At 69.3% G+C, this 19938-nt stretch carries 24 protein-coding genes; 11 read left to right on the top strand and 13 right to left on the bottom strand.

Annotation, left to right across the window (positions count from 1 at the left end; translation table 11 throughout):
• Positions 1-14 precede the first annotated feature (14 nt).
• Genes sufB through ACYP53_RS01230 form a run of 7 tightly spaced genes read left to right on the top strand, consistent with a single transcriptional unit; the run spans position 15 to position 5955 of the window.
• Positions 15-1430, top strand: coding sequence for a Fe-S cluster assembly protein SufB (gene sufB / locus ACYP53_RS01260; protein WP_189916399.1), 1416 nt, complete (start codon positions 15-17; stop codon positions 1428-1430).
• A 57-nt stretch (positions 1431-1487) separates the two neighbouring features.
• The gene (gene sufD, locus ACYP53_RS01255; RefSeq protein ID WP_189916398.1) at positions 1488-2717 is read left to right on the top strand and encodes a Fe-S cluster assembly protein SufD; all 1230 of its coding nucleotides are present in this window, start codon (positions 1488-1490) and stop codon (positions 2715-2717) included.
• Positions 2718-2722: 5 nt separating this feature from the next.
• Positions 2723-3040, top strand: a complete 318-nt coding sequence (locus ACYP53_RS01250) for a non-heme iron oxygenase ferredoxin subunit (RefSeq protein ID WP_030055938.1) — start codon at positions 2723-2725, stop codon at positions 3038-3040.
• 6 nt (positions 3041-3046) lie between these two features.
• Entirely contained in the window at positions 3047-3811 is a 765-nt protein-coding gene (sufC, locus tag ACYP53_RS01245) for a Fe-S cluster assembly ATPase SufC (RefSeq protein WP_189916397.1), read from the top strand.
• Entirely contained in the window at positions 3808-5067 is a 1260-nt protein-coding gene (locus ACYP53_RS01240; protein ID WP_189916396.1) for a cysteine desulfurase, read from the top strand. The genes sufC and ACYP53_RS01240 overlap by 4 nt, the downstream gene beginning before the upstream one ends.
• 20 nt (positions 5068-5087) lie before the next feature.
• Positions 5088-5540 carry a Fe-S cluster assembly sulfur transfer protein SufU gene (sufU, locus tag ACYP53_RS01235; protein ID WP_459646419.1) on the top strand — a complete coding sequence of 151 codons (453 nt, stop codon included), beginning with the start codon at positions 5088-5090 and terminating at the stop codon, positions 5538-5540.
• Between the two features lie 22 nt (positions 5541-5562).
• Positions 5563-5955 (top strand): metal-sulfur cluster assembly factor, encoded by a 393-nt coding sequence (locus ACYP53_RS01230; RefSeq protein ID WP_189916394.1) that lies wholly within the window; start codon positions 5563-5565, stop codon positions 5953-5955.
• Between the two features lie 220 nt (positions 5956-6175).
• Here ACYP53_RS01230 and ACYP53_RS01225 read toward each other — a convergent pair whose 3' ends face one another.
• The 13 genes from ACYP53_RS01225 to ACYP53_RS01165 form a co-directional block, all read right to left on the bottom strand.
• Entirely contained in the window at positions 6176-7063 is an 888-nt protein-coding gene (locus ACYP53_RS01225; RefSeq protein WP_459646418.1) for a hypothetical protein, read from the bottom strand.
• Between the two features lie 163 nt (positions 7064-7226).
• Positions 7227-7685, bottom strand: coding sequence for an NUDIX hydrolase (locus tag ACYP53_RS01220; RefSeq protein ID WP_459646417.1), 459 nt, complete (start codon positions 7683-7685; stop codon positions 7227-7229).
• 181 nt (positions 7686-7866) lie between these two features.
• On the bottom strand, positions 7867-8511 hold the full coding sequence (locus tag ACYP53_RS01215; protein WP_459646416.1) for an L-threonylcarbamoyladenylate synthase: 645 nt from the start codon (positions 8509-8511) through the stop codon (positions 7867-7869).
• 63 nt (positions 8512-8574) lie between these two features.
• Positions 8575-9321, bottom strand: coding sequence for a phytanoyl-CoA dioxygenase family protein (locus ACYP53_RS01210; RefSeq protein WP_459646415.1), 747 nt, complete (start codon positions 9319-9321; stop codon positions 8575-8577).
• 26 nt (positions 9322-9347) lie between these two features.
• Positions 9348-10136: a creatininase family protein gene (locus tag ACYP53_RS01205; protein WP_459646414.1), complete on the bottom strand. Its 789-nt coding sequence runs from the start codon at positions 10134-10136 to the stop codon at positions 9348-9350.
• Positions 10133-10924: a class I SAM-dependent methyltransferase gene (locus ACYP53_RS01200; RefSeq protein WP_459646413.1), complete on the bottom strand. Its 792-nt coding sequence runs from the start codon at positions 10922-10924 to the stop codon at positions 10133-10135. The genes ACYP53_RS01205 and ACYP53_RS01200 overlap by 4 nt, the downstream gene beginning before the upstream one ends.
• A complete protein-coding gene (locus tag ACYP53_RS01195; RefSeq protein WP_459646412.1) occupies positions 10921-11586 on the bottom strand; it encodes an HAD family hydrolase in 666 nt (221 codons plus the stop codon). The genes ACYP53_RS01200 and ACYP53_RS01195 overlap by 4 nt, the downstream gene beginning before the upstream one ends.
• Positions 11583-12023: a hypothetical protein gene (locus tag ACYP53_RS01190; protein ID WP_459646411.1), complete on the bottom strand. Its 441-nt coding sequence runs from the start codon at positions 12021-12023 to the stop codon at positions 11583-11585. Before ACYP53_RS01190 ends, ACYP53_RS01195 begins: the two co-directional genes overlap by 4 nt.
• A complete protein-coding gene (locus tag ACYP53_RS01185; RefSeq protein WP_459646410.1) occupies positions 12020-13060 on the bottom strand; it encodes an enolase C-terminal domain-like protein in 1041 nt (346 codons plus the stop codon). Before ACYP53_RS01185 ends, ACYP53_RS01190 begins: the two co-directional genes overlap by 4 nt.
• Positions 13057-15102, bottom strand: coding sequence for a phosphoketolase family protein (locus tag ACYP53_RS01180; protein ID WP_459646409.1), 2046 nt, complete (start codon positions 15100-15102; stop codon positions 13057-13059). Before ACYP53_RS01180 ends, ACYP53_RS01185 begins: the two co-directional genes overlap by 4 nt.
• Positions 15096-16193 carry a hypothetical protein gene (locus ACYP53_RS01175; RefSeq protein ID WP_459646408.1) on the bottom strand — a complete coding sequence of 366 codons (1098 nt, stop codon included), beginning with the start codon at positions 16191-16193 and terminating at the stop codon, positions 15096-15098. Before ACYP53_RS01175 ends, ACYP53_RS01180 begins: the two co-directional genes overlap by 7 nt.
• Before the next feature lie 308 nt (positions 16194-16501).
• Entirely contained in the window at positions 16502-16729 is a 228-nt protein-coding gene (locus tag ACYP53_RS01170; RefSeq protein WP_459646407.1) for a hypothetical protein, read from the bottom strand.
• Positions 16726-17169, bottom strand: coding sequence for an ATP-binding protein (locus ACYP53_RS01165; protein WP_459646406.1), 444 nt, complete (start codon positions 17167-17169; stop codon positions 16726-16728). The genes ACYP53_RS01170 and ACYP53_RS01165 overlap by 4 nt, the downstream gene beginning before the upstream one ends.
• Positions 17170-17315: 146 nt before the next feature.
• On the opposite strand from ACYP53_RS01165, the gene ACYP53_RS01160 reads away from it, so the two are divergent.
• From ACYP53_RS01160 to ACYP53_RS01145, 4 genes are all read left to right on the top strand, one after another.
• A complete protein-coding gene (locus tag ACYP53_RS01160; protein ID WP_459646405.1) occupies positions 17316-18536 on the top strand; it encodes a helix-turn-helix domain-containing protein in 1221 nt (406 codons plus the stop codon).
• 27 nt (positions 18537-18563) lie between these two features.
• Positions 18564-19037 carry an NUDIX domain-containing protein gene (locus ACYP53_RS01155; protein WP_459646404.1) on the top strand — a complete coding sequence of 158 codons (474 nt, stop codon included), beginning with the start codon at positions 18564-18566 and terminating at the stop codon, positions 19035-19037.
• A gap of 194 nt (positions 19038-19231) precedes the next feature.
• A complete protein-coding gene (locus tag ACYP53_RS01150) occupies positions 19232-19381 on the top strand; it encodes a hypothetical protein (RefSeq protein WP_459646403.1) in 150 nt (49 codons plus the stop codon).
• Positions 19378-19908 (top strand): GNAT family N-acetyltransferase, encoded by a 531-nt coding sequence (locus ACYP53_RS01145; protein WP_459646402.1) that lies wholly within the window; start codon positions 19378-19380, stop codon positions 19906-19908. The genes ACYP53_RS01150 and ACYP53_RS01145 overlap by 4 nt, the downstream gene beginning before the upstream one ends.
• Positions 19909-19938: the final 30 nt, after the last annotated feature.

Genomic DNA, 19938 nt, shown 5'->3' with positions numbered 1-19938 from the left:
GTTAGGAAGCTCGCATGACTGACACCGTTTCGCACCCCGAGCTCGAAGGCCTCGGCAACTACGAGTACGGCTGGGCCGACCCGGACGCCGCCGGTGCCACGGCCAAGCGCGGGCTCAGCGAGGAGGTCGTGCGCGACATCTCCGCGAAGAAGTCCGAGTCCGAGTGGATGCTCAACCTGCGGCTCAAGGGCCTCAAGCTGTTCGGCAAGAAGCCCATGCCGACCTGGGGCTCCGACCTCTCCGGCATCGACTTCGACAACATCAAGTACTTCGTCCGCTCCACCGAGAAGCAGGCCGAGTCGTGGGAGGACCTGCCCGCGGACATCAAGGCCACCTACGACAAGCTGGGCATCCCGGAGGCGGAGAAGCAGCGCTTGGTCGCCGGTGTCGCCGCCCAGTACGAGTCCGAGGTCGTCTACCACCAGATCCGTGAGGACCTGGAGGAGCAGGGCGTCATCTTCCTGGACACCGACACCGCGCTGCGCGAGCACCCGGAGATCTTCAAGGAGTACTTCGGCACCGTCATCCCGGTCGGCGACAACAAGTTCGCCGCGCTGAACACGGCGGTGTGGTCCGGCGGCTCGTTCATCTACGTGCCGAAGGGCGTGCACGTCGACATCCCGCTGCAGGCCTACTTCCGGATCAACACCGAGAACATGGGCCAGTTCGAGCGGACGCTGATCATCGTCGACGAGGACGCCTACGTCCACTACGTCGAGGGCTGCACCGCGCCGATCTACTCCTCCGACTCGCTGCACTCCGCGGTCGTGGAGATCATCGTCAAGAAGGGCGGCCGCTGCCGCTACACGACCATCCAGAACTGGTCGAACAACGTCTACAACCTGGTCACCAAGCGCGCCGTGGCGTACGAGGGCGCGACCATGGAGTGGGTCGACGGCAACATCGGCTCCAAGGTCACCATGAAGTACCCGGCCGTCTACCTGATGGGCGAGCACGCCAAGGGCGAGACCCTGTCGATCGCCTTCGCGGGCGAGGGCCAGCACCAGGACGCCGGCGCCAAGATGGTGCACATGGCGCCGAACACCTCCTCCAACATCATCTCCAAGTCGGTGGCGCGAGGCGGCGGCCGGACCTCCTACCGCGGTCTGATCGAGATCGGTGAGGGCTCCAAGGGCGCCAAGTCCAATGTGCTCTGCGACGCGCTGCTGGTCGACACCATCTCCCGCTCGGACACCTACCCGTACGTGGACGTCCGTGAGGACGACGTGTCCATGGGCCACGAGGCGACCGTCTCCAAGGTCAGCGAGGACCAGCTGTTCTACCTGATGAGCCGCGGCATGACCGAGTTCGAGGCGATGGCGATGATCGTCCGCGGCTTCGTCGAGCCGATCGCGCGCGAGCTGCCGATGGAGTACGCGCTGGAGCTCAACCGGCTGATCGAGCTGCAGATGGAGGGCGCGGTCGGCTGACGCCCGGCCGCTACCGCCGTCCACCGAATTCCGAGGAAGAGAGCACTACGAACAGCCATGGCTGAGCAGAACACCACCGGCTCCACCACCGCCGGGTCGATCGAGGTCGGCACCGCCGGCGCGGGCGCGCAGCTCGCCGGCCCCGGCACCGGTCGGACCACCGTCCACCAGCCGATCGACGCGCGCGTCGCGGTCAAGCCGTCCTTCGACGTGAACGACTTCCCGGTGCCGACCGGCCGCGAGGAGGACTGGCGGTTCACCCCGCTGCACCGCCTCGGCGGGCTGCACGACGGGACCGCCGCCGCCGGCGAGCGCGGTGAGGACAAGGTCGGGTTCACGCTGCCGGACGGCGTCACCGCCGAGACCGTCGGCCGTGACGACGCCCGCCTGGGCAAGGCCGGCACGCCGGTCGACCGGGTCGCCGCGCAGGCGTTCAGCGGGTTCGAGCAGGCCCTGGTGGTCACCGTCCCCAAGGACGCGGTGCTGACCGAGCCGGTCCGGATCGACGTGCGCGGCGAGGGCGGCGTCCGCTTCGCCCACGTGGTGATCGACGTCAAGCCGTTCGCCGAGGCCGTCGTGGTGCTCAACCACGAGGGCACCGGCACCCGGGCCGCCAACGTCGAGCTGCTGGTCGGCGACGGTGCCAAGCTCACCTTCGTCTCCGTCCAGGACTGGGACCGCGACGCCGTCCACGCCGCCCAGCACAGCGCGCTGGTCGGCCGGGACGCCTCGTACAAGTCCGTGGTCGTGACCTTCGGCGGCGACCTGGTCCGCCTGCACCCGCGGGTCAGCTACGCGGGCCCCGGCGGCGAGGCCGAGCTGTTCGGCCTCTACTTCGCCGACGCCGGCCAGCACCTGGAGCACCGCCTGGTGATCGACCACGACACGCCGCACTGCCGGTCGAACGTGGCGTACAAGGGCGCGCTGCAGGGCCAGGACGCGCACGCCGTCTGGGTCGGCGACGTGCTGATCCGCGCCGCCGCGGTCGGCACCGACACCTACGAGCTCAACCGGAACCTGGTGCTCACCGACGGCGCCCGGGTCGACTCGATCCCGAACCTGGAGATCGAGACCGGCGAGATCGTCGGCGCCGGCCACGCCTCCGCGACCGGCCGCTTCGACGACGAGCAGCTGTTCTACCTGCAGGCCCGCGGCATCCCCGCGGACGAGGCCCGGCGCCTGGTCGTGCGCGGCTTCTTCGCCGAGCTGCTCCAGCAGATCGGCGTGGCCGAGGTCCAGGACCAGCTCATGGAGAAGATCGACGCCGAGCTGGAAGCGGCGGTCTGACCCCGATGACCTTCCTCCGTGCCTGTGCGCTGAGCGACCTCCAGGAGGACGTGCCCAAGCGCGTGGACCTCAACGGCGTGCCGGTCTCCGTCGTCCGCACCGACGAGGGGGTGTTCGCGATCAACGACATCTGCTCGCACGCGAACGTCGCGCTCTCCGAGGGCGAGGTCGAGGACTGCATGATCGAGTGCTGGCTGCACGGTTCCAGCTTCGACCTGCGCACCGGCAAGCCCTCCGGCCTGCCCGCCACCAAGCCGGTCGCTGTCTACCCCGTAAAGATCGAAGGGGACGATGTGCTCGTCTCCGTCAACCAGGAGTCCTGAGTACACATGGCAACCCTTGAAATCCGCGACCTGCACGTCTCCGTGGACGCCGAGAACGGCCCGCGCGAGATCCTGAAGGGCGTCGACCTCACCGTCAAGCAGGGCGAGACCCACGCCATCATGGGGCCGAACGGCTCCGGCAAGTCCACCCTGGCCTACTCGCTGGCCGGCCACCCCAAGTACACCGTCACCGGCGGCTCGGTGCTGCTGGACGGCGAGGACGTCCTGGAGATGTCCGTCGACGAGCGCGCCAAGGCCGGCGTCTTCCTGGCCATGCAGTACCCGGTCGAGGTCCCCGGCGTCTCGGTCAGCAACTTCCTGCGCACCGCCGCCACCGCCGTCCGCGGCGAGGCCCCCAAGCTGCGGCTGTGGGTGAAGGAGGTCAAGGAGGCGATGGCCGCCCTCCAGATGGACCCGGCCTTCGCCGAGCGCAACGTCAACGAGGGCTTCTCCGGCGGCGAGAAGAAGCGCCACGAGATCCTCCAGCTGGAGCTGCTCAAGCCGAAGATCGCGATCCTCGACGAGACCGACTCCGGCCTGGACGTCGACGCGCTGCGGATCGTCTCCGAGGGCATCAACCGGGTCCGCTCCACCGGCGAGGTCGGCACCCTGCTGGTGACCCACTACACCCGCATCCTGCGGTACATCCAGCCCGACTACGTCCACGTCTTCGCGGGCGGCCGCATCGTCGAGTCCGGCGGCGCCGAGCTCGCCGACAAGCTGGAGAACGAGGGCTACGAGGCGTACGTGAAGGGGGGCGCTTCCGAGTGACCCATACGTTTACGGGACTGCTCGACACCGACGCGATCCGTAAGGACTTCCCGGTCCTGCAGCGGCTCCTGCACGACGACAAGCCGCTGGTCTACCTGGACAACGCGGCGACCTCGCAGAAGCCGCGCCAGGTGCTGGAGGCGCTGACCGCCTACTACGAGCGGCACAACGCCAACGTCCACCGCGGCGTGCACGTGCTCGCCGAGGAGGCCACCGCGCTGTACGAGGGCGCCCGGGACAAGGTCGCGGCCTTCGTCAACGCGCCGAGCCGCAACGAGGTGATATTCACCAAAAACGCCTCGGAGTCGCTCAACCTCGTCGCCAACATGCTGGCCTGGGCGGAGGAGCCCTACCGGGTCGACGCCGACTCCGAGATCGTCATCACGGAGATGGAGCACCACTCCAACATCGTCCCGTGGCAGCTGCTGTCGCAGCGCAGCGGCGCGAAGCTGAAGTGGTTCGGGCTGACCGACGAGGGCCGGCTCGACCTGTCCAACATCGACGAGCTGATCACCGAGAAGACCAAGGTGGTCTCCTTCACCCTGGTCTCCAACCTGCTCGGCACCGTCAACCCCGTCGAGACGATCGTCCGCAAGGCCCAGTCGGTCGGCGCGCTGGTCGTCATCGACGCCTCGCAGGCCGCGCCGCACATGGTGCTGGACGTGCAGGCGCTGGAGGCCGACTTCGTCGCCTTCACCGGCCACAAGATGCTGGCCCCGACCGGCATCGGCGTGCTCTGGGGCCGCCAGGAGCTGCTGGAGGACCTCCCGCCGTTCCTCGGCGGCGGCGAGATGATCGAGACCGTCACCATGGGCTCGTCCACCTACGCCCCGGCGCCCCACAAGTTCGAGGCAGGCACCCCGCCGATCGCCCAGGCGGTCGGGCTCGGCGCGGCCATCGACTACCTCCAGGGCATCGGCATGGAGAAGATCGCGGCGCACGAGCACGCGATCACCGAGTACGCCGTCGAGCGGCTGCTGGAGGTCCCGGACCTCCGGATCATCGGCCCGCGCACGGCCGTGGACCGCGGCGCGGCGATCTCCTTCACCCTCGGCGACATCCACCCGCACGACGTGGGCCAGGTGCTGGACGAGCAGGGCATCGCCGTGCGCGTCGGCCACCACTGCGCGCGGCCGGTCTGCCTCCGGTACGGAATTCCGGCGACCACGCGGGCGTCGTTCTACCTGTACTCGACGCCGGGCGAGGTCGACGCGCTGATCGACGGCCTGCACCACGTCCGGAACTTCTTCGGCTGACGGGACGGGGCAGGACGACCATGAAGCTCGACTCCATGTACCAGGACATCATCCTGGACCACTACCGCAACCCCCACGGCAAGGGGCTGCGGGACGGCGACGCCGAAGTGCACCACGTCAACCCGACGTGCGGCGACGAGATCACCCTGCGGGTGAAGCTCGACGGCCCGACGGTGGTCGACGTCTCGTACGAGTCCCAGGGCTGCTCGATCAGCCAGGCGAGCGCCTCGGTGCTCAACGACCTGGTGGTCGGCAAGACCGTGGGCGAGGCGCAGGCGGTCCAGGAGGCCTTCCTGGAGCTGATGCAGAGCAAGGGCCAGGGCGAGGGCGACGAGGAGGTGCTGGAGGACGCGGTCGCGTTCGCCGGCGTCTCCAAGTACCCGGCCCGGGTCAAGTGCGCCCTGCTCAGCTGGATGGCCTGGAAGGACGCCACCGCCCAGGCGCTCGCCCAGCACCCCGCCGTGAACGACTGATCCCGCAGAGGAGGAACAGACCATGAGTGACGAGAACACCACCGCCGACGCCACGGCCTCCGCTGCGGAGGAGCAGACCGGCATCATCGTCGGCACCACGGCCGGCACCGTTTCGGTCGAGGACCTGACCGAGGCCCTGATGGACGTCGTCGACCCCGAACTGGGCATCGACGTCGTCAACCTGGGCCTGATCTACGGCGTCCACATCGACGAGTCCGACGTGGCCACCATCGACATGACGCTCACCTCGGCGGCCTGCCCGCTGACCGACGTCATCGAGGACCAGGCCAAGACCGCCACCGACGGCCTGGTCAAGGACCTGCGCATCAACTGGGTCTGGATGCCGCCGTGGGGCCCCGACAAGATCACCGACGACGGCCGCGACCAGCTGCGGGCGCTGGGGTTCAACGTCTGAGGTCGCTGGGCGATCGTTGTTCCGCTGCGGCGCGAACCCCTCGGGGGTCGCGCCGCAGCGGCGTTTCCGGGGTGAACACCCGCGCAGCATCCCCTTGTTGAGCAGGTTCACCGCCGTTCCCCGCCGTCCACCCCCCACCCCGGGCCTGGCCGAGCCCGGCGTTGATGGAGCAGGGTGATGTACCTGCCGGAGCCCTTTCGGGCTGGTGGGAGAGCGCGTCTCAGGCGGCGATGTGTGCAGGCCGACTGCCGGCTATTGCGGAGCGCAGGGCAGTTCGGACTCGTTCGGCACCTGCGGTGGCCACGTCCGCGCCCTGGCGGGCCGTGGGGGTTCGGGTGGTCAGGCCGGCGCACGGGCGGCAGATGCCCGGCCGGGGCACGGGGTCGTGGCACTTGGCGCACTCGGCGTACCGGGCCGGTGGCCGCGCGGCAGGCCCGGCGGGCGGCATCTTGCGCTCCAGGCGGTAGCGGAGCACGGCGGCCGCCGAGTGCACCGGGGTGGGCAGGCCCGGCAGCAGAGCCTGGGCGAGGTCTGCGTGGGCCGCGCCGCGTTGCAGCCACTGCGCCACCAACGGTGCCAGTTCCCATGCTTCGGCCTCGCCCAGGCGCAGCCGGGGCTCGGGGCGGATCACCCGGAACAGCGTGGCCGCTGCCTCGTGGATCTCGGGTGCTTCCTCCTTTCCTCCCCGGTCGCTTTCGTCTGCCGGGCTTGTGGGGAGGGAGGGTTCTTGGTGCCGGTTCTTTACAACAGGGCTGCCAGCAGGGCCGGTTGCCGCTTCACCGGGCGCCGGACGGGTGGTACCCGGTGGCGCCGTGGGGTGCGGGGTGTCGTAGACGTGGGTTTCGGTGATGATCGTGCCGTCGGGCATGCGGATCTTCTCGACCCGGTAGTACCCGGCCTCGGTCAGCTCCTTCAACGCCTTGCGGATCGCGCCGCGTCCCTGGGGGCTGCTGTCGGCCATGTGCCGTCCGTCTTCGCGCCAGCCGTCGGGGCGGGAGAGGAGGTCCGCGAGCAGGCCTCGGGCGGTGTAGGACAGCCGCCGGTACTGGAGGACGGCGTTGGGTAGCACGGTGAAATTGCGCACGTGGGCGCTACGATGGACGCGCATCGGGAGTGTCAGCTCCTGTTGCCGGGCCCCGGGGTGTTCCAGCACCGCCGGGGTCACCTGTTTTCGGTTGGGTTACGGAACGTACCACGGCATTTGACGCAGCGTGAGACGTTCGCGACATTCAGTGCGCGACCAGTGTGCTGACGCAGTTGCCGGATTGCCGCTACCTGGCGGCGAGAAGGTCCCCGCGTTCGACGGCCTTGCGGAGGACCGCGGCGATCTCCTGAGGCAGGAGGTTGATCGCGTCGAGGGCTTCGGTGGTGAGGGGGATCTCCTCCAGGAAGTACTCGCCCCGGCCTGCCTGGCTGAACTCGGGCCCGGTGCGATCCTCGAAGCTCCACTTGTCGACGGTGGCGAGGTAGAAGTCCTGGCGCTCGTCGTCCGTCTCGATGGTGTGGAGAAGGCTGACGATCTCGGCCTCGCCCGCGATTTCCTCGCGGACCTCGCGTAGCAGGGCTTCCTCGGGGCTGGCGTCGGTCGGTTCGATCTTTCCCCCGACGATCACCCAGTACGGGTCGATGCCGGGGCGGATGCGCTTGATCAGCAGCGTGGTGTTGTTCGGGGTGAGGAGGACGGCTCGGACGCGGTGCTGCACGGTGGTCTGCTTTCTGTTCGTTGCCATGAGGCGGTGAGCGGAGGCGCCTTCGAGGATGCTGGCAGCTGTCCCTATTGCACGCACACCCCGGTTGAGCGTGTCGCTGCGGTAGGGGCGCTTGAAGCTGCGGAGCGGGGAAGGAAGGCCCGGTCGGAGCAGGCCTGCCCGGACACTTGCACCGAACGGTAGTTGTCCCTCGCGCTCTCCGTCATGGCACGTGGCGGTCGAGCACAGCTGAGATCGCCCGTTCGTGGACGACGCCAGCACGGACGAGGCGGGCGGCCGGCGTCGAGCAGTCGACGATGGTGAGGTGGTTGGCGGCCGGTGATACTCCCCCGTCGAGGATGACGCTCGCCTTGACGCCGGTGGAGTCGAGGAAGCCCTGGACCTCCCCGACCGTGATCGCTGGCCCTGGTGCGTCGACTGCCGCGTCGCCCGAGATGTTGACGGTCGTCGCTGCCACCGGCGTACCAGCCACCGCCGCAAGAGCTCCGAGCGGGCCCGCCGAGTTGGTGGTGAGCGCCGGCGAGCCGACCGCGGGGTGCCGCGCCCCGATCTCCGCGCTCTGCCAGGGAAGGAGCATGGCGAGGTCGCCAGGCCAGAAGGCATCGGCCAGTTGCCTGGCCTCGGGGTGGATGACGAACTGCTTCTCGCACGCCTCCAGGGACGGGGTGACGAGTACGAGGGACTTGGCGCGTGGCCGCTGCTTGCCGTCGAAGATGCTGTTGCAGGCGGCCCGGTTCGTGGCGTCGGCGCAGATCATGTACCAGCGCTCGGTGGGCACGATGACGAGTTCGCCAGCTTCCAGGGCACGGGCGGCGGCGTTGAGTTGTTCTGGCGGGATCGGTCGCATGGGTGTCCGTCCGTCTTGGGAGTCAGTGGACGGGCCGGGCGTGATCCCGGCCCTGCTGGGAGTTCACGCGGGCCGCGACAGCTGCGGGTAGTCGAGCCACGGGTCTTGCAGCGCCTGCAGCCGTCGCCGTGCGTGGTCGGGGTGCTGTACGCGGAAGTACGCCATGATCCGTGGCCCCGGGCTGAGGTTGCGGCCAACGGCGTGGGGGACGAGGTGGTGCATCAACAACAGGTCGCCAGGCCGGCCGAGGAACGGGATGCCGGCGCGGGTGTCGATGTCGGGTGGGACCTGCTCGGTGATGCCGAGCGACCACTGGGTGCGGAACCACTCGGCCATGGCCAGGTGCCCGCCCGGTTGGTAGCGCAGGGCCCCACCCCGCGGGTCGGTGATGTCGGACAGCACCACGCCGACCAGCAGCGAGAAGGTCCGCAGCTCCGCGGGGTCGAGGTGCGGGCAGGCGACGCCGTCCACATGCATCTCCTTCTCCGGCTGGGCTTGTTCGAGTTGGCCCTCGGGGATGCGGATCTGGAGCTGCACGGTGGAGACGGGTTGAACGGTGCCGAGCAGGTCCTGGGCGAGCTCGGCGGCCGGGGACGCCGAGAAGAGCGCGAGGAGGTCGGGGTGGCTTCCGAGCTCCGGTGCGAAGGTCCGCTGCGTGTAGGCGTTAATGAGCTCGGGGTTCATCGTCTCGCGGTACCAGTCGGTAACCAGTTCACGGGCTCGGACGATCTGGTCGTCGGGGACGGCGCCGCGTCTGACGAGCAGGCCGTCGCGCATGAAGGCGTGCCTCTCTGCGGGGGTGAGGGCCACGGGATCTCCTGGTGGGCCGGGGACGGTTACGGGGTGTGGCTGGTGACGTGGGTGAGTACGTTGTCGGCCGCATCGAGGGCGCTGTCGAGGATGGCTCGGCCGGCGTCGGCGGTTGCCCGGCGCGGGTCGCCTCCGAGGACGCCGCAGGTGGCGATGGTGGTGTCGCCGGAGGTCCACGGCCAGGTCGTGCCGCGGTCCAGGACGAGCCGCTTCACCTCGGTGTCGTTGGCGGTGAAGTCCACTGGGAGGCGGTCGAGATGGACGTCCTCGGGAGCGAGTTCGAGCATCATGGCCGTCTCGCGGATACCGGCGTGGATCTCCGGGATGCTCTCGCCACCGACCTGGACAGCAGACAACGAAGCCGGATGGACGACGCAGACAGAGATGGCGTGTACGCGTTTCAGCTCGTGGAGGGCGGGCTCCAGGATTCCTCGGTTGCCGCCGTGGCCGTTGATGATCAGGAGCCTGCGCGCAGGGGTCGCCCGCAGGTGCTCCGTGACCACGACGTCGAGCAGAGACATGAAGCTCGCGATCCGTAGCGACACGGTTCCCGGCGACCAGGCGTGTTCGAGTGAGAGCCCGTACGGGATGGCCGGCAACGCCCACAGGTCGTGCTGTCCGCCGTACCGCTGGACCAGCATGCCGGTGAACCGCTCCGCGATCACGGTGTCCGTGTTGAGCGGCAGATGGGGACCGTGCTGCTCCTGGGAGCCGATGGGCAAGCAGAGCACGGATTCGGTGGTGAGCTCGGTCAGGACCGCGGGTGCGGCCAGCCGCCCGTATTGGCGGGCGGCTGGGCCGTCTGCTCGTATCACTCGGTGCCCCGCCGGCCGATACGGATGAGGAACTCGTTGTCCTCCGGGAAGACGTCCTCGGTGCTGTGCTCGGCGAGGGCGGTCTCCACGGCCGCCTCGAACTCGTCAAGGCGGCCTCCGAAGAGGTGCGGTGCGGCAAAGCTCGTGGAGTAGAGGTAGCCGAGGATGCTGTTGGTGCTCCAGGTCCGCTGGACGGGCACCCGGATCTCCTCGACCCGGTTGAACGGGGACTCCTCCATGATCTCGCTGTAGGGCCGGTCGTGGTGCTTGAAGGTGCTGTTGCCGGCGCGCCGTTCCTCTCCGAGGAAGCTCTGGACGACCGCGCGGACGGACTGCTTCCAGGGGCTGTCGGCAGACCAGAAGCTGTTGTCGCCGAAGATGGCGACGGCACCGCCGGGGGCGACCTGGTCGTCGAGGAGGGCGAGGACGGTGGCCTGGTCGAGCCAGTGGAAGGCCCGACAGATCGTGACGAGGTCGGCCTGCCAGCCGGTCGGGGGCTTGAAGTCCTCGGCCGTCGACTCGATGAGCGACAGGCTGGCTCCATCGGCGAGGTGGGGTCGGAGGGCCTCCTCAGCGACCTTGAGCATGTCGGCATCGTTGTCGATGGCGATGATGTCGTCGAACCGGCCGAGGAGCGCCTCGGCGACCAGCCCGGTGCCGGTGCCGACGTCCAGGAGCCGGCGAGGCTTGCCGGGTGCGACGGCCTGGTCGAGGACGGTCGCGACCTCCTCCGGGATTCCCGGGCGGTACTGGCGGTAGTAGCTGGCGGTGCCGGTGAACAGGCTCATGGGTTCCTCAGATCGAGTAGGTGACGGACGGGCTGGACTGCGTCGGCGAGATCGTGGGCAACGAGCACGTCGTGTTCAACGAGGACGTGCTCATCGGGGACCGTACGGCCGTGGGAGAGCCAGACGGCCGCGAACCCGGCGGTCGTGGCGCCGCGGATGTCGCATTCCCAGTCGTCGCCGACATGGACCATGGTCGCGGCCGGTACCTGGTAGGCGTCGGCAACGGTCCAGAATGCGCGGCAGTCGGGCTTGGCGAATCCGATGCGGCAGGACGGGAAGTGGGCGCTGACCCATGGGGAGAGGAGCGCGAGGAGCCGGTCGGGGTCGGCCTCGGTGCAGGTGACATTCGAGAGCGTGACCACGGTGGCGTAGTCGCTGAGCTGCTGAAGTGACTCGACAACTCCGGGGAACAGGACGAGCGGAGAGACGGGCAGGTCTGTCGGGAAGTCCGACGGCTTGATGTCCAGTTCCGCGCAGACCTGCTCGATCACGACGTCGGTGATCTCCGGGGCGGTGTGCAGGATGTCTCGCATCACGCGGCGGGCCTGCTTCGGCCCGAGCGATGAGGCGGCGGCGAGCCGGACCGCCAAGCCGGGGCCCTGAGCATTGCCGAGGGTTCCCCCGATGTCCAGGCTGACCAGGGGACGGGCTGATGCACTCATGTGGCGTCGCCTCCGGCCGGAGGCAGGGCGGAGACGATCGCCGCGATCCGCGCGGTGCGGATTTTCCCGGTGGTGGCCTCGCCGAGGAAGGTCAGCGCGTACCGCTGCTCGGCCGCATCGAGCGCGTCCAGGTCGCGGCTGCTGATCTTGGCGGCGCGGGCGAGGTCAGCGGGGACCACGCGCGGGCGAAGTCCGTGCGGGAGGTGGAGGATTCCGGCCCAGACCGGGCTGGGAGCCTCGATCGCCTCCAGCGGTCGGAGCACGGTGACGTCGTCGAGGGTGAGGATTCGCACGGCCGCCGTCCCCTGGCCGAGGTCGAGGAGGCCGGAGAGGAAGGTGTCGTGCCCGTCGAGCCGCCGGTCCAGGACGAGGAGCAGGCCGTGTTCGTCGTGACGGGTTGTTCCTTGGACGGGGAAGGTGCCGATGGTCCGGGTCATCGCAGTCTCCGGGGTTGGGTTCCGAGTCCAGGGGCCTCGGGGGCGGGGAAATGGCCGTTCTTGGGTACCCACGGCTCGGCGTAGAGGAGTTGGCGACGCGGCTCCCACTGACGGCGGTACTCGACGGCCGGGACGTCGCCGGCGAAGGCGGCAGCGAGCTGGATGCCGGGCACCATCGATCGGCCGTGGGGGTAGACAGGGACGCCGGCCTCACGAGCGATCGCCGTGATCTCGACCGCGCGGGTGAGGCCGCCGCAGCCGACGACGTCGATGGTCAGCGCGGCGGGCCGCACGAAGTCCAGGAGCGTGTCCAGGTCCTCGTCAGGCCGCAGGCGCTCGCCCACCGCGACCGGCACGCCGGCAGCGGCCAAATGACCGTAGACGCGGGGGTAGTGCTCCGGCAATGGGTCCTCCAGCCAGGCCAGCATCGGCCGATCGAGGCGGTCGGCGACAGCAGTAGCGAGCTGCGGACTCCATGTGCCCACCGCGTCGACGGCGAAGGGCTCGCCGATGGCCGCCGCAGCGTCGGCCAGTGCCGCGACCAGGTTCCTGGCCTCCGCCGCGACGCTTGTCCCCGGGTGTCGACGCAGTCCCCACTTCGTGAAAGCCCAGCCCTCTTCGAGAACCTGGACCAGAGCGCCGTGGCTGGTAGGGCCGCTGAGATCGAGTCGGAGCCACGAGGCGTACGCCGAAACCGCGCGCGCCCTCCACACCGGTGACAGGAGGTCGGCCACCGGCTTGCCGACCAGGCAACCGTGGAGGTCCCACACCGCGCAATCGATCGTCCCGACGGCCCAGTCGGAGACCTCCGGTGCAGCTGCCCGAAGCTGAGTTCGAAGGCCCTGGTGATCGAGCAGTGGGGCTCCTACGGCGGCCGGTCCGATCGTCTCAACAGCTCTGCCGAGCGCGATGCTCACTGGCCCGTACCAGCCGATCCGTCCGTAGCCATGGACCGCGACGAAGACCCTGTCGTCACCGGCCTCTGTCGACCCGCCGACCCGCACGGTCTCCACCTTGTCGATGAGCGGCTCCGTCATCGCGCGGCCTCCAGCCTGGTGGCGAGCCGACCGGCGGCCTGAAGCAGTCCGGCCGTGTCCAGGCCGAGTTCACACGCGAGCGCGTCTTGTGGCATCGGTCCCGACGGCTCGCGCCAGCCGATCACCTCAACGGGCCGCCGCAGGCGTCCCGCCAGCAGCCCCCACACTGCTGCTGGATGCCCAAGCGCGGCGACCAGGACGGCCGCACGTTCGCCGAGGTACTGATCGACCTCATCCCTGGTCAGGCCTTTCGGCCAGCGCTGGGGATCGCCGAGTACGGTCAGGTCGAGAACGCCCACGACACGGATTCGGCAACCCAGCCGGTCGCGAAGGGCCGGCACCGCCTCCTTGACCGCCTCGGCCGGCAGGTCTCCTGCTACGACGATGGTGAGGTCGGGATCCTCCTTGGCGCTCAGGTGTGGCCAGATGGCGAGCCCACGTGCCAGTTCCTCCTCGACGGTCTCGGGCGGGATCCGCAGTTCGCTGTGCTTGCCCGCGACCAGGACGTTGACGCGGCCCGTCGAGCTCAGCATCGTGTCGAGCGTGGCAGCGGTCCGCAGGGTGTCGGCCGGAACCAGCACCCTCACCGCAGGGTCTTCCGTCGCGAGCAGGGCCGTGGCGAGCGATGGATCGCCGTGGGTGAAGACGTTGTGCCACCCGTACGAGGTCAGCAGCAGGTTGAGGCTCGGGTGCGCCATGTCCCCGGTGAGGCGGCGGTGCTTCAGGTGACCGATGATCCCGGCGGTCATGAGCGGAGCGAACGCCTCGTAGGACACCAGGACCCCGCGTCGGCCGCTGCTGATCCAGCCGGACAGCCAGCCGAGGAGAACCTCCTCGGCCAGCACTTCGGATACCCAGGGCTCGTCCCGCAGGGCAGCGAGACGGTTCGAGGACAGTTCGTCCGGGCTGAAGACCCGGAAGTCACCAGCTGCGGCGTGCCTGCGGAGCACGCCGCTCACCACCTCCCCGAAGCGGCTGGCCTGGCCGTGAACGATCGGCTTCGAATGAGCGTAGGCGGGCCCTCTGGAGCCATCTGCGATGTGTCTCATTGCCGAGTCCAGGGCATCGGCCAGTGGACCGCTCGGCTGCCCGTCCGAGTCGAAGAGCTCGGTGGGCCGGTACGACGCCAACCACTTTTCCAGCTGTCTGCGCTGGGCTTGAGAGTGGCGAGCCCCGTCAAGGGGTGTCTTATGGACCGCAGCCGTCCCGAGCACCTGCCGCCCGCCGACCGTCTCCGGTCCGCCCCAGCCCTTCACACAGCGGAGAAACACGGCCGTCCGGGCACCGTCAGCGACCTCATCGGCGGATGCCGCCAGTGCGTCCCGAAACGCCTGGTGTTCATCGGCCGCGGCTGAGGCTACGTGTACCACCCGGCCACGCCATCCCAGGCCGGCCGCGTACGCGAGGAGCTCGGCGTCGGTCATCGCCCCCAGCAGCGACTGGGCACCCATACGGAAGCCGTTGACGTGCACGACCGGCAGGACGGCGCTTCCCCGTAGAGCCCGAGCCGCAAGCCACGAAGCGGCAGTCGTAGGGGTCTCGCATTCGCCGTCGCCGATGATCGGCACCACGACCCGCCCGGGCGCGTCAAGCGCCAGGCCGTGGCCGAACGCGAGCGCGCCACCAAGGCACCCTCCGGGAGCTGCTCCCGCCAGCAGCAGCGGATGGGTTTCCGCGCCGAGTCCGTCGACGTCCGGAAAGTCGCGAGCAAGGCGCTTTAGGCCAGCCGCGTCAGGGGAGTACTGCGGGCGGACGGAGGCCAGCTGGCCGGTGAGCCAGGCATAAGCGAGCTGGACCACTCCTGCGTGGCCGGCCCCGATCACCGGGACCAGCTCGCGGCCGGGCTCCAGTTCCCCTGCGGCGAGAACCGTGTGGGCGAGGGCCCACGCAGTCCCGGGCACGGTGCCCCAGTGGCCAGCGGGCTGAGGCTTGACGTGGTCGGCCTTGAGTGGCTCGGCCAGCAGTTGGTTGTCGTCGAGGTGCAGCAGCGCCACCGCGACATAGGTGGCGGCCCTCCACAGCGCGTCAGCCCGGTTCAGCATGGCGGCACCAACTGATCTTCGCCGAACGTGAAGTACCAGAGCGGCCGGTAGCACTCCCATGCCGCCGGGCGGAGGCCGGTCGGCCCGACGATGTCCTCGATGTCCCGGCGAGCCTGGAGGTAGTACTCCAGGGAGTCGGAGCCTTCTGCCCGGAGGCCCGCCATGATCGCGTTGTGCGCCTGGTACACCTGGAAGTTGGGGAACTCGGTGACGAACGGCATCAGCTCGGCCGCGCCGGCCCGGAGGTCGGTGAGCCGGTCCAGGCCGACGATGTAGGTGAACGAGGTCGCGTGGCCGACGCGCATCGCCCGCCGCAGAACCCCGGGCATCTCCTCGGTGGTGAGCGTCGCCTTGCTCGCTTTGAGGAGCAGGTCTCGTCGGCTGAAGCATTCGGCGGTTAGCCGCAGCACGAACGGGGCGACGTGCTCCGCCAGTTCCTCGAACGCCCCGCTGGAGCGGATGACCGAGGTGAGGAACCCGATCCGAGCGCCGACGCCGTGGGCGGCGAGCACGTCGCGCAGGCCTATCAGGTGGTCGACGGCCGCCCGCTCCCGCTCGAAGCACCCGGTCGACACGGTGACCTCACGGAGTTCGGTGAGGTTGTGGCGGGGGTGCTGCTCGACCATCGCGGCCAGCAGTTCGGCCAGCTCCCGCTCCTCCGAGAGACGGGGATCGGCTGCGGCCTCCAGGGTGTTCGGGCAAAACGAGCACCCCACACAACGGCTCCGGGCATTGGGGTTGAGCGTCGCGGCTCGTCCGTCGTCCCTGAAGTACCCGCCGACCGCCTCGTCGGCGGCGACGCGGTCGATGGTTCCGACTACAGCGCCGCCCAGCGACAGCTCGTCGCCGGCCAGGCGGAACGGCGAGGCCTTGGCGTTGAGCGGGACGATCACCATCCAGGCGACGTCCGGCCGGGTCGTGAGACGAACCGAGATCCGGGCTCGGTGACGGCCGTGGGCGGAAGAGATTCCGAACAGGTTGATCGCGATGAGTAGGGCGTCCTCCACCGGCACGCTGTGGAGCTCCGCCATGCCCCTGACGGCCGGAAGCGTGAGGACCGCTGCCGGTTTGCTGCCGAGCGCTGTTTTCATGATCCACTCTCCGTCGCTGACTCGACCGGGCTTCGGTGCCCTGGCCGTCGTTCTCTGCTGGATCTGCTTCACTCCCCTCGGCGCGCCGAGGGAGATGGGCCCGTGTGGGCCTGCCGGTATCCGTCCGGAAGGCCCACACGGTTCCTTCGCTCAGCGACCGGGGTACGGCGGCTGCGGGATCGGCGGTGCCGGCGGCGGCGGGGGCGGAGGAGGCGGAGGCTGGGGCGCCTGCAGGCGCGCGATGGACGACATGGCGGTGTTCCCTTCTCGCTCGGTGGTGCCTGTGGCGACGAGGCGTGACTCCGTTGTCAGGCCTCGGTTTCGACCGCGGGAGGCTGCTCAAGGTCGCGGTCGGGCTCGTGATCGGCCGCCAGGACGGGGCCGAAGTGATCGGAGCTGAGCTGGTGGTGGGCTGCCAGGCCGAGCAGGGCGAGGACGATGAGGTGGCCGAACGCCCAGAGCCAGGTGAGTACGGCTTCAACGGGGTCCCGATGAGCAGCGCGGTAGATGTCCTCCTGCGGCTGGTAGTCGGTCATGCCGCGTCGGTCCTGAGCTCGGCCCAGACCACGGTGCCGTCGCTCGTCACGTCGACACCCCAGCTCTCGCACATCTGGCTCACGAGGAGGAGTCCCCGGCCGTTCTCAGTCAGGGGAGGCGGGGCAGGCCGGTCGAAGGGCCCAGGGCCCGCGTCCGTGACCTCGATTCGTAGACCGCGAGGCTGCGGTGTCAGTCGGACACCGAAGCAGCCGAGGAACGATGCCGCGCCGTGAAGAACGGCGTTGGTGCAGAGTTCGGTCGCGACCAGCTCGACGTCTTGGCCGAGCGGCCTGGCGATGTCCCACGCACCGACGACTCTCCGGATCAGCGCCCGGGCCAAGGGCACGGAGGCGTGAGCGTGTAGGAAGCTCATCTGCACCGACAGGCATCCGGCCACCTCGATGGCTTCCTCTGCTCGAAGGTCCTGATGTGCCACCACGATCAACCCTCCTTGTCGCTCAATCACCCGTCAGGCAGAGCTGCTTGAGGGCGCGTCAGAACGCTAGGGGGATGAATGGAGGGGAACCCGGAAAATCCTTCCGGGGTAGGCGGCGGGGACGCCCTCAGGCTGAGAGCATGCCTGGAATGAGTGAGACGCTGAGCGTCGGCGAGCGCGTCGCCTGGTACCGCCGTCGGCGGGGTATGTCCCAGGAGGTCCTGGCCGGCCTGGTCGGGCGAACAGCCGACTGGCTGAGCAAGGTCGAGAACGGCCGCATCGAGATCGATCGACTGTCGGTCATCAGGGCGCTGGCCGATGCCCTCGACATTCGGCTCGGCGACCTGCTGGCGGAGCCGTCACTCCTCGACTGGCGGCCCGGTGACACGCAGGGCGGAGCCGTCTCGAAGCTCCGCGAAGCGCTCATGGACTACAAACAGATGTCGCCGTTCCTGGCGGCCGACGACGCCGAACAGCCGCCCGATCTCGACATCCTGCGCGCCGAGGTGGGCTTCGCCTGGTCCGCCTACCAGGACGCCAGGTACTCCCGGGCGACGAGACTCATCCCGGGCATCCTCAACCAGGCCCAGCGCGCGGTGCGCATGCACGAGGGCGATCAACAACAGCAAGCCAAGACGCTACTTGCGATGGCCTATCAAGGCGCCGCGATGGTCCTGACGAAGATAGGCGAAGCCGACCTCGCTTGGATGTCAGCCGACCGCGGCCTCACGGCAGCCCAGGAGTCGGGCAACATCGTCGTCACCGGCTCGCTGTTCCGATCGGTCTCCCACTGCCTACTCAGCAACGGACGCCTCACCGCCGCCAGGGACCTGGTCATGAACTCGGCCTCGTTCCTGGAGGCCGGCTTGGAGGACGGGTCCCCGACCTACCTGTCGATCTACGGCACCCTGTTCCTCGTCGGGTCGATGGCCGCCGCGAGGATCGAGGACCGCAGCACGGTGCGTGACTTCCTCGCCGAGGCGGACCGGGCCGCACAGCGCCTCGGTCACGACGCCAACCACATGTGGACGGCCTTCGGGCCCACCAACGTGGCCATCCACCGGATCTCGACCGCGATGGAACTCGGCGACGTTCAGATCGCCCTCGACCAAGGGCCGCGCGTGGACTCATCGACCCTGCCGCTTGAACGCCGAGTACGGCACGCACTCGAAATCGCCCGCGCCCACAGCGCGCAGAACCGCATGGACGAAGCTCTCGCACTCTTACTGGACGCCGAGGAACTAGCCCCCGAGCAAGTCCGCTACCACTTCATCCCCCGACACCTGGTGACCAACTGGGTCCGCCAGCAACGAGGCAAGCCCAGCTACTTGCTGGCAGGCGTTGCTCAGCGGCTCCAGATCGTCATGTGACGGGACCGGGCGGCTACAGTCGTCGCCATGAGCGACTCCCAGTTCCACGAGGTCGTGGCCCAGCCCCGTACCGCCGCCGGCGTGCTCTTCTTCGACGAGGACGACCGTGTCCTCCTCGTGAAGCCGACCTACAAGCCCGGCTGGGAGATCCCCGGCGGCTACCTGCATGCCGGTGAGACCCCGAGCGAGGGCGCGGCCCGGGAGGTCAAGGAGGAACTCGGTATCACTCCGCCGATCGGCCGCCTGCTCGTCGCCGACTGGGCGCCCCATCCCACCGAGGGCGACAAGCTCCTCTTCGTCTTCGACGGTGGCGTCCTCCCGACTGGCGAGCTCGACAACATCACCGTCGACCAGGTGGAGATCGGCGAATACGCCTTCCACACCACCGACCAGCTCGACGCACTCCTCATCTCTCGCCTCGCCCGCCGCGTCCACGCGGCGTGCGTCGCCAGGGCGAAGTCAGAGACCGTCTACCTGGAACACGGAGCGACCCGCCCGTAACTGCGCGGCGACAACATCCGCTTCACCGTTTACGACCTTGCCGGAGAGGCGCCCGTCCCGGTCAGCGTCGTCACGCTGCTGCCCGACCCGTCCGTCCGCACCGCCGAGTTCCCCGGCCCCTCGGTGATCACGTCTCTTCTGGCGTGGGCCACGAGGACGATTCGCGCCGCGCCGTGGGCTGGAGGCCACTCGCCATGTCCGTCCCGGCCTCGTACTTGGTGCACCCCCGCGTCACCCGGGTAGGGGCCGCTTTCGGCACCTCGTTGCACCAGCTGGCCGGTGGCAGCGGCCCGGACCGCGCCCGGACGGCGTACGCCCACAACGCCTGGAGGACCATCGCGTGACCGTCGAACTCCGCCACCACACCACCCTGTCCCCCGAGGCCCGGCAGGACCTGCTGGACGTGTACACCGACGTGCGGGCCCCTCTGCTGCACCTGCCGAACTACCGCGTCGACGTGTTCGCCGAACGCCTCGAACGGCATGCCACCGAACCCGGCTTCGAGCTCGTCCTCGGCTACGACGGCGAGGTGCCGGTCGGGTACGCCTACGGCAACACGATCGAGGCGGGCGACCGGTACTGGAAGCGCATGGCCGAGCCCCTTCCGGACGGCTACACCGAGGCCCCGGCTCTGGCCATCAAGGAGATCGGCGTCCGGATCCCATGGCGGGGCACGGGCGCCGCCCGCCGGATCCACGACGGCCTGCTCCGCCGCCGGTCCGAGGGGCGTGTCACCCTTCTGGTCAACCCGCTCGCAGGGGACGGCAAGGTCCAGCGGCTCTACGAGACCTGGGGCTACCAGGCGTTCAACGCGCAACAGCCCTCCCCGGACTCGCCCCGGCTGACCGCGATGATCCGCCCGATCCACTGAGCCTGGGGCGGCGGCGCCTGGTAGTACGCG

It is taken from the genome of Kitasatospora sp. Ki12 (genome assembly GCF_054601375.1).
The sequence above is the reverse complement of the archived record's forward strand: the minus strand, read 5'-3'. Positions and strand labels throughout refer to the sequence as shown.